Annotated in this window: 11 protein-coding genes; 3 read left to right on the top strand and 8 right to left on the bottom strand. The window is 69.7% G+C overall.

Features of this window, described 5'->3' with window-relative positions:
* Positions 1–64: 64 nt before the first annotated feature.
* The 3 genes from ACZ5TL_RS13620 to arc all read right to left on the bottom strand — a co-directional run bounded on the left by ACZ5TL_RS13620 (position 65) and on the right by arc (position 3,975).
* Positions 65–283, bottom strand: coding sequence for a ubiquitin-like protein Pup (locus ACZ5TL_RS13620; protein ID WP_019757212.1), 219 nt, complete (start codon positions 281–283; stop codon positions 65–67).
* A 178-nt stretch (positions 284–461) separates the two neighbouring features.
* Positions 462–1,973: a depupylase/deamidase Dop gene (gene dop, locus ACZ5TL_RS13615; RefSeq protein WP_468589733.1), complete on the bottom strand. Its 1,512-nt coding sequence runs from the start codon at positions 1,971–1,973 to the stop codon at positions 462–464.
* A gap of 235 nt (positions 1,974–2,208) precedes the next feature.
* Positions 2,209–3,975, bottom strand: a complete 1,767-nt coding sequence (arc, locus tag ACZ5TL_RS13610) for a proteasome ATPase (RefSeq protein WP_468589732.1) — start codon at positions 3,973–3,975, stop codon at positions 2,209–2,211.
* A 245-nt stretch (positions 3,976–4,220) separates the two neighbouring features.
* On the opposite strand from arc, the gene ACZ5TL_RS13605 reads away from it, so the two are divergent.
* Positions 4,221–4,526 (top strand): ferredoxin, encoded by a 306-nt coding sequence (locus ACZ5TL_RS13605; protein ID WP_468589731.1) that lies wholly within the window; start codon positions 4,221–4,223, stop codon positions 4,524–4,526.
* Between the two features lie 60 nt (positions 4,527–4,586).
* On the opposite strand, the gene ACZ5TL_RS13600 is transcribed toward ACZ5TL_RS13605, so the two are convergent.
* From ACZ5TL_RS13600 to ACZ5TL_RS13590, 3 genes are all read right to left on the bottom strand, one after another.
* Positions 4,587–5,165 (bottom strand): hypothetical protein, encoded by a 579-nt coding sequence (locus tag ACZ5TL_RS13600; RefSeq protein WP_468589730.1) that lies wholly within the window; start codon positions 5,163–5,165, stop codon positions 4,587–4,589.
* A 325-nt stretch (positions 5,166–5,490) separates the two neighbouring features.
* A complete protein-coding gene (locus ACZ5TL_RS13595) occupies positions 5,491–6,393 on the bottom strand; it encodes a tRNA (adenine-N1)-methyltransferase (protein WP_468589728.1) in 903 nt (300 codons plus the stop codon).
* A gap of 76 nt (positions 6,394–6,469) precedes the next feature.
* Entirely contained in the window at positions 6,470–8,272 is a 1,803-nt protein-coding gene (locus ACZ5TL_RS13590) for a site-2 protease family protein (RefSeq protein ID WP_468589727.1), read from the bottom strand.
* A gap of 216 nt (positions 8,273–8,488) precedes the next feature.
* On the opposite strand from ACZ5TL_RS13590, the gene ACZ5TL_RS13585 reads away from it, so the two are divergent.
* Together ACZ5TL_RS13585 and ACZ5TL_RS13580 are read left to right on the top strand one after the other, a co-directional pair.
* On the top strand, positions 8,489–9,601 hold the full coding sequence (locus ACZ5TL_RS13585; RefSeq protein ID WP_468589726.1) for a RecB family exonuclease: 1,113 nt from the start codon (positions 8,489–8,491) through the stop codon (positions 9,599–9,601).
* Positions 9,602–9,655: 54 nt separating this feature from the next.
* Complete coding sequence (locus ACZ5TL_RS13580) at positions 9,656–10,327, top strand: response regulator (protein WP_030946009.1); 672 nt, start codon at positions 9,656–9,658, stop codon at positions 10,325–10,327.
* An 81-nt stretch (positions 10,328–10,408) separates the two neighbouring features.
* On the opposite strand, the gene ACZ5TL_RS13575 is transcribed toward ACZ5TL_RS13580, so the two are convergent.
* Both ACZ5TL_RS13575 and ACZ5TL_RS13570 read right to left on the bottom strand, forming a co-directional pair.
* Positions 10,409–11,992 (bottom strand): ABC transporter substrate-binding protein, encoded by a 1,584-nt coding sequence (locus tag ACZ5TL_RS13575; protein WP_468589725.1) that lies wholly within the window; start codon positions 11,990–11,992, stop codon positions 10,409–10,411.
* 108 nt (positions 11,993–12,100) lie between these two features.
* Positions 12,101–13,702 carry an ABC transporter substrate-binding protein gene (locus ACZ5TL_RS13570; RefSeq protein ID WP_468589724.1) on the bottom strand — a complete coding sequence of 534 codons (1,602 nt, stop codon included), beginning with the start codon at positions 13,700–13,702 and terminating at the stop codon, positions 12,101–12,103.
* Between the last annotated feature and the right edge of the window lie 132 nt (positions 13,703–13,834).

Raw genomic sequence — 13,834 nt, 5'->3', positions numbered from 1 at the left:
AGCGCTCCGCGCTCGGCTCGTCCGTCACCTACGCACCCACCTTCGGTATGAAGGCTCAGGCGCCTTACTGGCCACCCTTTTGAACGAAGGACCGGACGAAGTCCTCGGCATTCTCCTCGAGTACGTCGTCGATCTCGTCCAGAACCGAGTCCACGTCGTCGCTCAGCTTCTCCTGACGCTCCTTGAGGTCCTCGGAAGCCTGCGTCTCCGCCGCCTGCTCCTCGACCTCCTCGGTGGACCGGGTGGCCTTCTGCTGTCCGCCGCCGGTGTCCTTGGTCGCCATATCCCTCACCCCGCTCGGTTCGCCCGACACAGTTGCTCGGTCAAGATCAGACCCTACTCGCCGGGTCTGACAATGGCCCCGCAGTTGCTCCAACGTACGGGGACCACCTCGATGATTCCCGGACCAGGGATTTTCCACCCTGCCCGGCGGGCCCCACCCGAGTACCCGCTGAACGCGCTCACCCGCCCGAAAGGACCCTGACCAGGTCTTCCGCGGTGCGGCAGCGGTCCAGGAGCTCCTTGACGTGATTACGCGTTCCGCGAAGCGGTTCCAGGGTTGGAACGCGCTGCAGCGAGTCCCGGCCCGGCAGGTCGAAGATCACCGAGTCCCAGGAGGCCGCCGCGACGTCGTCCGCGTACTGCTCCAGACAGCGGCCGCGGAAGTACGCGCGTGTGTCCTCCGGAGGTGCCGTACGGGCCCGCTCGACGTCCGCCTCGGTCAGCAGCCGCTTCATGCGCCCACGGGCCACCAGACGGTTGTACAGACCCTTGTCGGGCCGCACATCGGCGTACTGGAGGTCGACCAGGTGCAGCCGCGCCGCGTCCCAGTCCAGACTGTCCCGGCGCCGGTAGCCCTCCATGAGCTCCCGCTTGGCGACCCAGTCCAGCTCCCCGGCCAGGCTCATCGGGTCGTGCTCCAGGCGGGTGAGGGTGTCCTCCCAGCGGGACAGCACGTCCTTCGTCTGCTCGTCCGCGTCGGCCCCGAACCGCTCCTCCACGTACTTGCGCGCCAGCTCGTAGTACTCCATCTGCAGTTGGACCGCCGTGAGTGTGCGGCCGCTGCGGAGCGTGACCAGGCGCTTGAGCGACGGGTCGTGCGAGACCTGGTGGAGGGTGCGGACGGGCTGGTCGACGGCCAGGTCGACGGCGATGAAACCGTCCTCGATCATCGACAGCACCAGCGCGGTCGTGCCCAGCTTGAGGTACGTCGAGATCTCCGACAGGTTCGCGTCGCCGATGATCACGTGCAGCCGGCGGTACTTCTCCGCGTCCGCGTGCGGCTCGTCGCGGGTGTTGATGATCGGGCGCTTCAGCGTCGTCTCCAGACCGACCTCGACCTCGAAGTAGTCGGCCCGCTGGCTGAGCTGGAAGCCGTGTTCGTGCCCGTCCTGGCCGATGCCGACGCGGCCCGCGCCGGTGAAGACCTGACGGGAGACGAAGAACGGCGTGAGGTGGCGCACGATGTCCGAGAAGGGGGTCTCCCGCTTCATCAGGTAGTTCTCGTGCGTGCCGTAGGACGCGCCCTTGTTGTCGGTGTTGTTCTTGTACAGGTGGATCGGCTGGGCACCGGGCAGCTGGGCAGCCCGTTCCGCGGCCTCCGCCATGATCCGCTCGCCGGCCTTGTCCCACAGGACGGCGTCCCGCGGGTTGGTCACCTCGGGGGCGCTGTACTCGGGGTGTGCGTGGTCGACGTAGAGCCGCGCTCCGTTGGTGAGGATGACGTTGGCCAGACCGATGTCCTCGTCCGTGAGCTGGCTGGAGTCGGCGACCTCGCGGGCGAGGTCGAAGCCTCGCGCGTCCCGCAGCGGGTTCTCCTCCTCGAAGTCCCAGCGGGCCCGGCGGGCCCGGTGCATCGCCGCCGCGTAGGCGTTCACGATCTGGGACGAGGTGAGCATGGCATTGGCGTTGGGGTGGCCGGGGACGGAGATCCCGTACTCCGTCTCGATGCCCATTACTCGCCGTACGGTCATGCGGCCCTCCTTGCCCGGCGGCACCCTCGGTCGTGGGCGCCACTCAGATACCGCTGGCGCTCGGTTGCGTGTGCGGTGCCCGTCCCCGCACTGCGCGACTCGGCGGTATGGAAGAGCCTAGAACGCCTTTGCGCTGGTGGGGAGATCATTTGCGTCATTGCGTTGCTCCAGCCGTGGCCTGAAAAACAGTCGGCTGCGGGTACCCCGCCGAGGGCACCCGCAGCCGCCCTGCCTTTTACAGGTACTGACCGGTGTTCGCCACCGTGTCGATGGAGCGTCCGGTGTCCGCGCCCTGCTTTCCGGTGATGAGCGTACGGATGTACACGATCCGCTCGCCCTTCTTTCCGGAGATACGGGCCCAGTCGTCCGGGTTGGTGGTGTTCGGCAGGTCCTCGTTCTCCTTGAACTCGTCCACGCAGGCCTGGAGGAGGTGGGAGACGCGGAGACCCTTCTGGTTCTTCTCGAGGAAGTCCTTGATCGCCATCTTCTTGGCGCGGCCCACGATGTTCTCGATCATGGCGCCGGAGTTGAAGTCCTTGAAGTACAGGACTTCCTTGTCACCGTTGGCGTAGGTGACCTCCAGGAAGCGGTTCTCCTCGGACTCGGCGTACATCTGTTCCACGGCCGTCTGGATCATGCTCTGGACCGTGGAGGCCTTGGAGCCGCTGTGCTCGGCGAGGTCGTCGCTGTGCAGCGGGAGGCGCTCGGTGAGGTACTTCTGGAAGATGTCCTTGGCCGCTTCGGCGTCCGGACGCTCGATCTTGATCTTCACGTCGAGTCGGCCGGGCCGCAGGATGGCGGGGTCGATCATGTCCTCGCGGTTGGAGGCGCCGATCACGACCACGTTCTGCAGGCCCTCCACACCGTCGATCTCGGCGAGCAGCTGCGGGACGATGGTGTTCTCCACGTCCGAGCTGACACCGGAGCCACGGGTGCGGAAGAGGGACTCCATCTCGTCGAAGAAGACGATGACGGGCGTGCCCTCGCTGGCCTTCTCACGGGCCCGCTGGAAGACGAGGCGGATCTGCCGCTCCGTCTCACCGACGTACTTGTTCAGGAGCTCGGGGCCCTTGATGTTGAGGAAGAAGCTCTTGCCCTGGGCCTGGCCGGTCACCTCGGCGACCTTCTTGGCGAGTGAGTTCGCCACGGCCTTGGCGATCAGTGTCTTACCGCATCCGGGTGGTCCGTAGAGGAGCACTCCCTTCGGCGGGCGCAGCTCGTGCTCCTTGAAGAGGTCGGGGTAGAGGTACGGGAGCTCGACGGCGTCGCGGATCATCTCGATCTGGTTGCCCAGACCGCCGATCTGCTCGTAGCCGATGTCGGGCACCTCTTCGAGGACGAGCTCCTCGACCTCGCTCTTCGGCACGACCTCGTAGACGTAGCCGGAGCGGGGTTCGAGCAGGAGGGCGTCGCCGGGGCGGATGGTGACGTCCAGCAGCGGCTCGGCGAGCCGCACCACCCGCTCCTCGTCGGTGTGCCCGAGCACGAGGGCCCGCTCACCGTCCTCGAGGATCTCCTTGAGAGTGACGATGTCACCGACGCGCTCGAACTCCATGGCCTCGACCACGTTGAGCGCTTCGTTGAGCATCACTTCCTGGCCGCGCCGGAGCTCCTCGAGCTCGACGCCGGGGCTGACGTTCACCCTGAGCTTGCGGCCGCCGGTGAAGATGTCAGCGGTGCCGTCCTCGTTCGCCGTCAGGAAGACACCGAAGCCGGCCGGCGGCTGCGCGAGCCGGTCGACTTCCTCCTTGAGGGCCACGATCTGGTCACGGGCCTCACGGAGCGTGTTGGCGAGTCGCTCGTTCTGCGCGGACACGCCGGCCAGATTGGTCTGCAGCTCGACGATCCGCTCTTCGAGAATCCTCGTGTGCCGCGGAGAGTCGGCGAGCTTGCGTCGCAGGACGGCGATCTCCTGCTCAAGGTAAGCAATCTGCCCGGCCGGGTCGTCGGACCCGCGTCCCGGGCGGATGCCGCGGTTCATGTCGTCGTCGTGGGCTGCCACGGTCCTCACCTCCTCCAAGGGGAGCTGGACGCTTCCAGACCCTACCTGGGCGGGTGTCGATTGAAACCCCTAGATCACAAAGACGGTCGGGGTGTGTCCGATCTTCACCCTTGCGCTCTCCCTCACGCCAGGGGAATACCCACCGAACATGATTGGAACCCAGCCGGAGGTAGGGTCGAAGTGTTCAACACCCGCCGGAGCTGGCCGGATTCCCGACACGGCTCGGCGGAGAAACGGCAGGAGAGATGAGCGTGCAGCAGGAGGCCGGGGTCGACAGCGGGGCGCTGGAGGTCTGGATCGACCAGGACCTGTGTACCGGCGACGGCATCTGCGCCCAGTACGCGCCCGAGGTGTTCGAGCTGGACATCGACGGTCTGGCTTATGTGAAGAGCGCCGACGACGAGTTGCTCCAGGACAAGGGCGCGACAACGCCCGTTCCGCTGCCGCTTCTCACGGACGTGATCGACTCCGTGAAGGAGTGTCCGGGCGAGTGCATCCACGTACGTCGGGTTTCGGACAGGGCTGAAGTCTACGGACCGGACGCGGAGTGACCAGTTCCGCACGTTCCGTTACTGCTGTCTGATATCTCACACACGGCTGCCGCACGAGCCTCACACTCTGCGGGCCCCGGCCGGCGTGGAGCGGACGAACGAGCCGTTCTGCCAACGCCATTTCACGTCGCTCTTCTCGTCGGGGCAGCAACGCGGCACGTCGGCCGACGAGTAGCCGAGGAGCGTGGCCGTGACGGCGCCGTCCCGTACGGCGAAGTCACTGACGGTGGTGCCGTCCTTGGGGTCGAGCAGCGTTGCCACCACACGCGGCTTGCCGTCGTCCCCGCCCCGGGTGAGGACGTACACGCCGTCCGGCGGGGTGCCCATCGGGGAGTCGCAGTGGACCACAGCCACCGTCTCCGGGCTGCCGTCGCCGTCCAGGTCTCCGGAGGCCTTCTTCTGCACCACGGCCTTCACCGGGCCGCACTCGACGGGGAACTCCACCGCGGCCGGGTCGGGCGCGGCCAGGTTCACCGGCACGCTCGCCGTCTCGGGGGCGGACGGCTGAGCGGCCGTCGCCGCGCCGGGCTGGAGGACCGAGGAGAGGGCCACGACGCCGGCGACGGCCGTGGCGGTGGCGAGCCAGTGAATCGGGCGGGTGTGGGTGTGAGCGAGCTCCGGGACGGCGGAAGGCTGCACTAGGAGTGTCTCCTGAGGGCTGTGCCGGTGGGGTGGCCAAGATGGTGCCACACGTCACACCACGAGGGAACGGCGGGGTGTGCCCGTCCTGTGCGGGGGAAGTCAGAAGGGTTACGGTGCCTGCCGCTGTGTCAGCAGGCCCGCGCCGCCCGGCACGGGCCGCCTGCGGCGGGCGGTGCGGGCGGCTGAGGGCTTCCTGCGAGGTCAACGGCGCTGCGCGAGGGTTCACCTCGGGCGGCAACCAAGAGGCGCCGCAGCGGAGTTCCGGTGTGGTTTTCGGGAACTGCGCCACGGCGCCTGGGCGTTGTGTGCGTGACGTGCCGTCTCAGCGGGCGGTGCCGCCGTCGGCGTTGGGCCCTGCGTAGTCCTCGCCGTAGGCGCCCTTGGCGGGGCGGCGGCGGCGCATGGGCGGCTCGACGCCGTCGGCGAGGCGGCGGGCGGTGAGCAGGAAGCCGGTGTGGCCGATCATCCGGTGGTCCGGGCGGACGGCCAGGCCCTCGATGTGCCAGTTGCGGATCATCGTCTCCCAGGAGGTCGGCTCGTTGAAGCAGCCGATCTCGCGGATGGACTCGACAGTCCGGGCGAGCTGGGTGGTGGTCGCGACGTAGCAGCACAGGATGCCGCCCGGGACCAGCGCCTTGGAGACGGCCTCCAGGCACTCCCAGGGGGCGAGCATGTCGAGGATGACGCGGTCGACGTCGGCGTCGGACAGGTTGTCCTGGAGGTCACCGACGGTCAGCTGCCAGGCGGGGTGCGGGCCGCCGAAGTAGCGCTCCACGTTCGCCCGGGCGATCTCGGCGAAGTCCTCGCGGCGCTCGTAGCTGTGCAGCATGCCCTGGTCGCCGATGGCGCGCAGCAGGAAGCTGCTGAGCGAGCCGGAGCCGACCCCGGCCTCCACGACGCGCGCGCCGGGGAAGATGTCGGCGAAGGCGAGGATCTGCCCCGCGTCCTTGGGGTAGACCACGGCTGCGCCGCGGGGCATGGACAGGACGTAGTCGGGGAGCAGGGGGCGCAGCGCGAGATAGGCGACGTTCCCCGTGGTGCGGACAACGCTGCCCTCGGGAGCGCCGATCAGTTCGTCGTGCGGGAAGGAACCCTTGTGGGTGTGGAAGTTCTTCCCGGCCTCGAGCGTGAACGTGTAGTGGCGGCCCTTGGGGTCGGTCAGCTGAACCTGGTCCCCGACCTTGAAGGGCCCGCGCCTGCGGGCGGCACCGGTCGGTTCGGACATGTGACCAGCCTACCGGCACCGGAGAGGGCCTCCGACCACTGGTGCGGCGGCGGGCAACGTACGCCCCGTCGCGCTGCTAGGAGGGCCGTGCCATCGCCTTGACGAAGGCGCGTTCCACGTCGGCCGCCGACAGCACGCCGTAGATCTCGCCGGTCTCCTCCACCACCAGGTACTCGGTCGCCGGGGTGGCGCGCAGGGCGTCCAGGAGTTCCTCGCCCGACAGCTCCGCCGAGACCCGCATGCCGTCGGTGAGGTCCTGGGCGAGTCCGCTGACGGCGACCCAGGGGCGGCGGTGTTCGGGTACGCCGACGATGGCGGCCTCGCGGACGAGGGAGAGAGGTTTGCCGTCGTTGTCGACGACGACCAGGGCGCGCGCTCCGGCGGCGTTGGCGCGGCGCAGGGCCTCCGAGAGCGGGGTGCCGGTCTCGACGGGGACCGCACGGCGGGTGAGCGTACGGGCGCGCAGCTCGGGGAGGTGCTCGCGCAGGCGGGCCATGCGCAGGCTGTTGCCGGCGCCGGTCCAGATGATCGCGGCGAGGATCGCGGCGAGCAGGGCGTCCAGGACGGTTTCCATACCGACGTTGTCCACGGCCTCGGCGCCGAGGGCTCCGGACTGGGTCAGCAGGGGCAGGCCGATCAGGACGGAGACGGCGAGGGCGCGGCCGACCCAGGCGGCGGCGACGGTGCCGGCCATCGGCTTGCCGGTGAGCTTCCAGACGACGGCCCGGAGCATACGGCCGCCGTCGAGGGGCAGGCCGGGCAGGAGGTTGAACGCGGCCACGATGAGGTTGGAGATCATCAGGCCGGCCAGCAGCACGCCCGGCACGGTGCCGGGTTCCACCGTCTGCAGGGCGGCGTAGAAGATGCCGGCCAGGGCGAGGGAGAGCAGCGGTCCGACGAAGGCCAGCACGAACTCCCGGCCCGGGGTCTCGGCCTCCTTCTCGATCTCGGAGACGCCGCCGAAGAACTGGAGCTGGATGCGGCGGACCGGGAGCTTGAAGCGGAGGGCGGCGACCGTGTGGGCCAGTTCGTGGACGAGCACGGAGGCGTAGAAGGCCACCGCGAAGAACAGGGAGACCAGGTACCGGGCGACCCCGAGTTCGGGCAGCACGCGCTCCAGCTGCCCGCCGAACACCCAGGTGATCAGCGCGGCGACGAGGAACCAGCTGGGCGCGACGTATACGGGCACCCCGAAGGGCCGCCCCATCAGCAGCCCGCCCCGGGGCTCCGGGCGCTGGGGAGCGGGGCCCTTGCCGTCGGCGGAGTGCGCGAGGGGGCGCTCGCCGAGCGCGGGGGCGGTGGGTTCGGGGTGGCGGTCCGGATGGCCGGCGTCCGGGGCCTTGTGCAGGCGGTCCCCCTCGGGCCGGACGTCGGCAGGCGCGGTGTGCGGACCGCCGGCGTAGGCACGGTCCGGGTGCGCGTCGCCCTCGGGCGAACCGCTCCCGTCATGCTCGCCAAAGGCGGGGGTCGCCGGGGATGCGCCGACGTCGCTGCGGGCGGATGCCGCGGGGGGCTCGTCGGTGTGGGCACGACGGGCGTGCTCGTCGCCCGTGGGCGCCGGATCCGGGCCGTCGGCCTCGGTGCGGGCGGGGTGCTCCTCGCGGGCACTGACCGGAGTCCGCCGGTCCGCCGAGGGGTCGGCGCCCGAGTCCCGGTCGGGGGCCGCGCCGTCCTCGGGGCCGTCCTGCGCCGTCGGGTCTGTTCGCGGGGTGACTGACGCCGGGGTGCCGTCGGCCGGCTCCGGGGTGAAACGCCGCCCGTCCGTGGGTTGTTCGTCGGCGGGGGTCGGGTCGGTGGCGCGGGGCGGCGACCCCGCGTGGCGTTCGGCCGACTCGCCGTTGCCGGACCGCGGCTGCCCGCGCCCGCCGCTCTCGTCCACCGGTGTCCCCTCGTTCGATGCGTCTCCCGCGCCTGCCGGGCGGGAGGTCTCGAGTCGATGGTATGCGTCCTTCGAGACGCGTTCCGCCCCGGCACCCCTGTGTTTCCCGTACGTCGACGTCCCCTCCCGGCTTCCCCCACGGAACGCGCCCGGGCCACGATCACCGGAACCTGAGTATCAGCATCAATGTCAGTGACGGGCCGTATGGTCTGGGGCATGGAGACGAGCACCGAGGGCGAAGTGCGGCCCGAGAGCAGCCCTGCCGCGGCGGTGGATCCGCCGGTCCCGGCAGGGCCTGCGGCGACGGCAGCGGAGACGGCCACCCTGAGCGGCACCGTGACCGGGCCCGCCGCCATACCGCCCGCCTCGCTGTCCCCCTCGCGTGCCAGTGACTTCATGCAGTGCCCGCTGCTCTACCGCTTCCGGGTCATCGACCGGCTGCCGGAGAAGCCGAGCGAGGCCGCGACCCGGGGCACACTGGTGCACGCGGTCCTGGAGCGCCTCTTCGACGCCCCGGCGGCCGAGCGCACGCCGCCCCGGGCGAAGTCGCTGATCCCGGGCCAGTGGGACCGGCTGCGGGAGACGCGGCCGGAGGTCGGGGAGCTGTTCGCCGACGACCCGGAGGGCGAGCGACTGGCGCGCTGGCTCGGTGAGGCGGAGCAGCTCGTCGAGCGCTGGTTCAGCCTGGAGGACCCCAGTCGGCTGGAGCCGGCCGAGCGGGAGCTGTTCGTCGAGGCCGAGCTGGAGTCCGGGCTGCGGCTGCGCGGGATCATCGACCGGGTGGACGTGGCTCCCACGGGCGAGGTCCGGATCGTCGACTACAAGACCGGCAAGGCGCCCAGGCCCGAGTACTCCGAGAGCGCCCTGTTCCAGATGAAGTTCTACGCCCTGGTCGTCTGGCGGCTGAAGAACGTGGTCCCGCGCCGGCTCCAGCTGGTCTACCTCGGCAGCGGCCAGGTGCTGACGTACGACCCGGTCCTCGCCGACCTGGAGCGGGTGGAGCGCAAGCTGCTGGCGCTGTGGGAGGCGATCCGGCTGGCGACCGAGACGGGCGACTGGCGGCCGCGTCCCACGAAGCTGTGCGGCTGGTGCGACCACCAGGCCCACTGCCCGGAGTTCGGCGGCACTCCCCCGCCGTATCCGCTGCCGCTCAGGACCGCGGGCCAGGAGACGGCAGCCGCCGCGCGTGCGGGTGCGGGGCCGGCGGACGCCGCGGCCCGCGCTGGTGGCGGACCGGCTGACACCGCCCGCGCTGGTGGCGGACCGGCTGACACCGCCCGCGCTGGTGCCGGACCGGCGGACGCCGCCGCTGCCGGTGAGGGCGGCTGAGTCCGGCGGGCCCGCGCAGGGCAGAATGGGGCCGGACTAGCGAAGGAGACTTACGTGGCCATCCGCGTCCTACTGGTCGACGACCAGCCCCTGCTGCGCACAGGCTTCCGGATGATCCTGGAGGCCGAGCAGGATCTCGCGGTCGTCGGCGAGGCCGGAGACGGCCTCCAGGCGCTCGACCAGGTGCGGGCCCTGCAGCCCGACGTGGTCCTGATGGACATCCGCATGCCGCGGATGGACGGTGTGGAGGCGACCCGGCAGATCACCGGCCCCGGGCGGGACGGCCCGGCGAAGGTGCTGGTACTGACCACCTTCGACCTCGACGAGTACGTGGTGGAGGCGCTGCGCGCGGGTGCCAGCGGCTTCCTGCTGAAGGACGCCCCGGCCAACGAACTGGTGCAGGCGATCCGGGTCGTGGCCGGGGGCGAGGCGATGCTCGCGCCGAGCATCACCCGCCGGCTGCTCGACAAGTACGCCACGCACCTGCCGTCGGGCGACGAGCCGGTGCCGGACACGCTGCACACGCTCACCGACCGTGAGGTCGAGGTGCTGAAGCTGGTGGCGCGCGGGCTGTCCAACGCCGAGATCGCCGCGGACCTGTTCGTCAGCGAGACCACCGTCAAGACACACGTCGGGCACGTGCTCACCAAGCTGGGCCTGCGCGACCGCGTGCAGGCCGCGGTGTACGCCTACGAGAGCGGGCTGGTGCGCCCGGGCGCGCAGTAGTCCGCACCTCGCACGCCACAACGAAGAGGGCGCCCCCTGCTCGGCGGTTTCCAGGGGGCGCCCTCTTTCGCACCTGGTGCGTCAGGCGTTCTTGCTCAGCTCCCAGAAGCGGAACACGGTCGACGCGTCGAGACAGTACTCCAGGCCGTAGACGCCGTCGCGGACGACCGCGTACTGCTTGGCCTGCCACACCGGCAGGACGGGGAGTTCGTCGGCGACGATGTCCTGCAGCTCCCCGAACTCCTTGTCCGTGGCGGCCCGGTTGGTCAGGGCGGCGGTGCGCGGGATGAGCGAGCCGGTGATGGTGCTGTTGTCGTAGTTGTTGCCCAGCACGTTGCCCTTGCCGAAGAAGGGGGCCGTGAAGTTGTCGGCGTCCGGGTAGTCCGGCACCCAGCCCTTCACGTAGACGCCGTACTTGCCGGCCGCGATGTCCTTCTCGTACCGGCCGAAGGGGACGGACTTGACGTCGGCGTCGAACAGGCCGCTCGCGTTGAGCTGGCCAGCGATGGCGGTCAACTCCTGGTCGGTGGCGGGGCCGTAGCGGGAGGGGGTCGACCAGAGGGTCAGCTTCACCTTGCCGGTGATGCCGTCCTCACGCAGCGCGGCCCGGGCCTTGGAGGCGGAGGGGCGGGCGCCGTAGGTGTCGAAGAAGGCCGTGTTGTGGCCGGCGATACCGGCCGGGATGATCGAGTACAGCGGGGTCGCGGTGCCCTGGTAGACGTCCCTGATGAGGGCGTCGCGGTCTAGCAGGTAGGCGATGGCCTTGCGGACGCCGAGCTTTCCGGCGACCGGGTCGTCCATGTTGAACACCAGGTGCTGGACCTCGGCGCTGCTGCCCTCGACGACCTCGACGCCGGTGCCGTCGTCGGCCTTCTCCGTGTCGGCGATGTCGCCGGCGGTGAGGCCTCGGTAGGCGATGTCGACTTCCTCTTTCTGGATCGCCTGCTTCAGGGCGGTCTGGTCGCCGTCGAAGAACTTGAGCGTCACGCCGGAGTTCTTCACCTTGGCGGTGCCCTTGTAGTTCTCGTTGACGGAGAAGACGGCCTGCTCGTCGTCGATCGAGTCGAGCTGGTAGGGGCCGGAGCCGACGGCCTTGCCGTCCTTGCGCAGCCCGTCCGCGTCGTAGTGGCGGTGGTCCACGATGGAACCGGCGCCGGAGGCGATCTTGCTCGGGAAGGTGGCGTCGGCCGTGTTGAGCCGGAAGACGACCGTCTTCTCGTCCGGCGTCTCCACCTTCTCCAGCGTGGGGAACATGATCGCGGGCCCCTCGGGGTCGTTGATCTTCAGCATGCGGTCGAAGGAGAACTTGACGTCCTCGGAGGTGAGCTCGTCACCGTTGCTGAACTTGAGGCCGTCCTTCAGCGTGCACTTGTAGACCGTGGTCTGCGTGTCGCTGAAGGAGCAGCTTTCGGCGGCCTCGGGCTGCGGCTCGGTGGCGCCCTTGGGGAAGCTGAGCAGCGACTGGAAGACGTTGTTGAACAACAGCCAGGAGCCGGGGTCGTAGCCGGAGGCCGGGTCGGTGGCCAGGACGTCGTCGGACATCCCCACCACCACGTTGGAGCCGTCCCCCGAGGAGTCTCCGGTCTCCGTACCACAGCCGGTCAGCAGGCCGGAGGCGAGCCCCGCCACGATGGGCAGGACCGGCCACTGGTTGCGTATGTTCACGTGTGTGCCTTGTCGTCGGTTCTCGAGAACGCCCGGAGCATGTCCCCGGCTCCGGGGCACGGTTCCCCGGGGCCGCGGTCGCCGGCCCCCGGGGTTCCAGCGGGTTGGTCAGCCACTCGCGCCCCGCCCGAGCTCCCACAGCTGGAGCGTCGAGGAGGAGTTGAGGGCGTATGCGGTACCCGTGATGTCGTCGCGCGCGGCGACGTACTGCTTGCCCTGCCACAGCGGCAGCACCGGTACGTCACTGGCCACGATGTCCTGAATGTCCGTCAAACTGGTGGAGGCGGACAACCGGTCCGCCTCCCGGCGGGATTCCGGGATCAGGGTCTTGCGGATCCGGCTGTTGTCGTAGGGCGAGCCGAGGGTGTTGTCCGCGTCGAGGAACGGTGCGAGGAAGTTGTCGGCGTCCGGGAAGTCCGGGAACCAGCCCATGCCGTAGACGTCGTACTCGCCCTTCTTCTCGGCTGGGCGGAACGTGTCCCACGGGGTGCCCTTGATGCCGACCTCGAACAGGCCGCTGGAGTTCAGCTGGTCGCGCAGGACCTCGAACTCCTTCTTGGTGGCCGGGCCGTAGTGGTCGGTCGTGTAGTGCAGCGTCAGCTTCACCGGGGTGGTGACGTGGGCCTGGTTGAGCAGCGCGCGGGCCTTGGTGACGCTCGGGTCGCCGTACTTGTTGAAGAACGAGTTGGAGTGACCCGTGACGGTGGCCGGGACCAGCGAGTACAGCGGCTCGGCCTGGGAGCCGTAGACCTTGGAGACCAGTTCGCTGCGGTTGACGACCTGGGCCATGGCCTGGCGCACGGCCTTGGACTTCACGGTCGGGGCGTCGGTGTTGAAGCCCAGGTAGCGGATCTCCAGGCCGGGCATCTCGACGAGGTCGACGTCGGTGTCCGAGTCGCCCGAGAGCTCGCGGATCTGGTCCGGCGACATGGTGCGGGTCATCAGGTCGATGTCGCCCTCCTCAAGGGCCTCGCCCATGGTGTCGGCGTCCTTGAAGGAGACCATCTCGACCTTGTCGTTGTTCACCTTCAGACTCCCCTTGTAGTCGGGGTTCCGGGTGAGCTCGGCCCTGACGAGCTCGTTGTTCTCGACGTCGGCCTTGAGGGTGTACGGGCCGGAGCCCTTGAGGTCGAAGCCGTCGCGGAGCTTGTTCTTCGGGTAGTCGTCGGGGTCGAGGATGCCGGCGACCGGCGTCGACAGCTTGTACGGGAAGGTCGCGTCGGCTGTCTTGAGGTGGAAGATGACCTCGCTGTCGCCCTGCGTCTCGACGGTGTCGATGGTGGACAGCAGGGCGAACACACCGCTGTCGGCCTTGAGGGCGCGGGCGCGGTCGATGGAGTACTTGACGTCGTCCGCGGTGACGGGGTCACCGTTCGCGAACTTCAGACCGTCGCGCAGGGTGCAGGCGTAGCGCTCGTTGCCGGTGTCGGTGAAGCCGCAGCGCTCGGCGGCCTCGGGTACCGGCTCGCCCTCGCCGCGCGGCTGGATCATCAGGGTCTGCACGGTCTGGCGCAGGATGTTCCAGGTGCCGACGTCGTAGGCGTACGCCGGGTCGAGGGGCGCGGGGGCGTCCTTCGAGGCGGTGAACCGGTCCGTGGTGCCGACGACGATCGCGCCGCCGCCGCTCCCGCTGTCGGACCCGCCGCAGGCGGCGAGCACCGGCGCGAGCAGGCCGATCACGGCCGGCAGCACCAATGTCTTGCGGTTCATGCTCGAGTTTCTCCAGAGCTGTCGACTCCGTGTATCCGGCATGCAGGGGTGGCGCAGCGGATCACGGGGGTGGGGCGATGTTCTCGCGACGAGATTAGTCGCGGCCGGCAGGAAGCTTCGCAGCCACCGGAG

Source organism: Streptomyces sp. NPDC033136 (assembly GCF_055578235.1).
The sequence above is the reverse complement of the archived record's forward strand: the minus strand, read 5'-3'. Positions and strand labels throughout refer to the sequence as shown.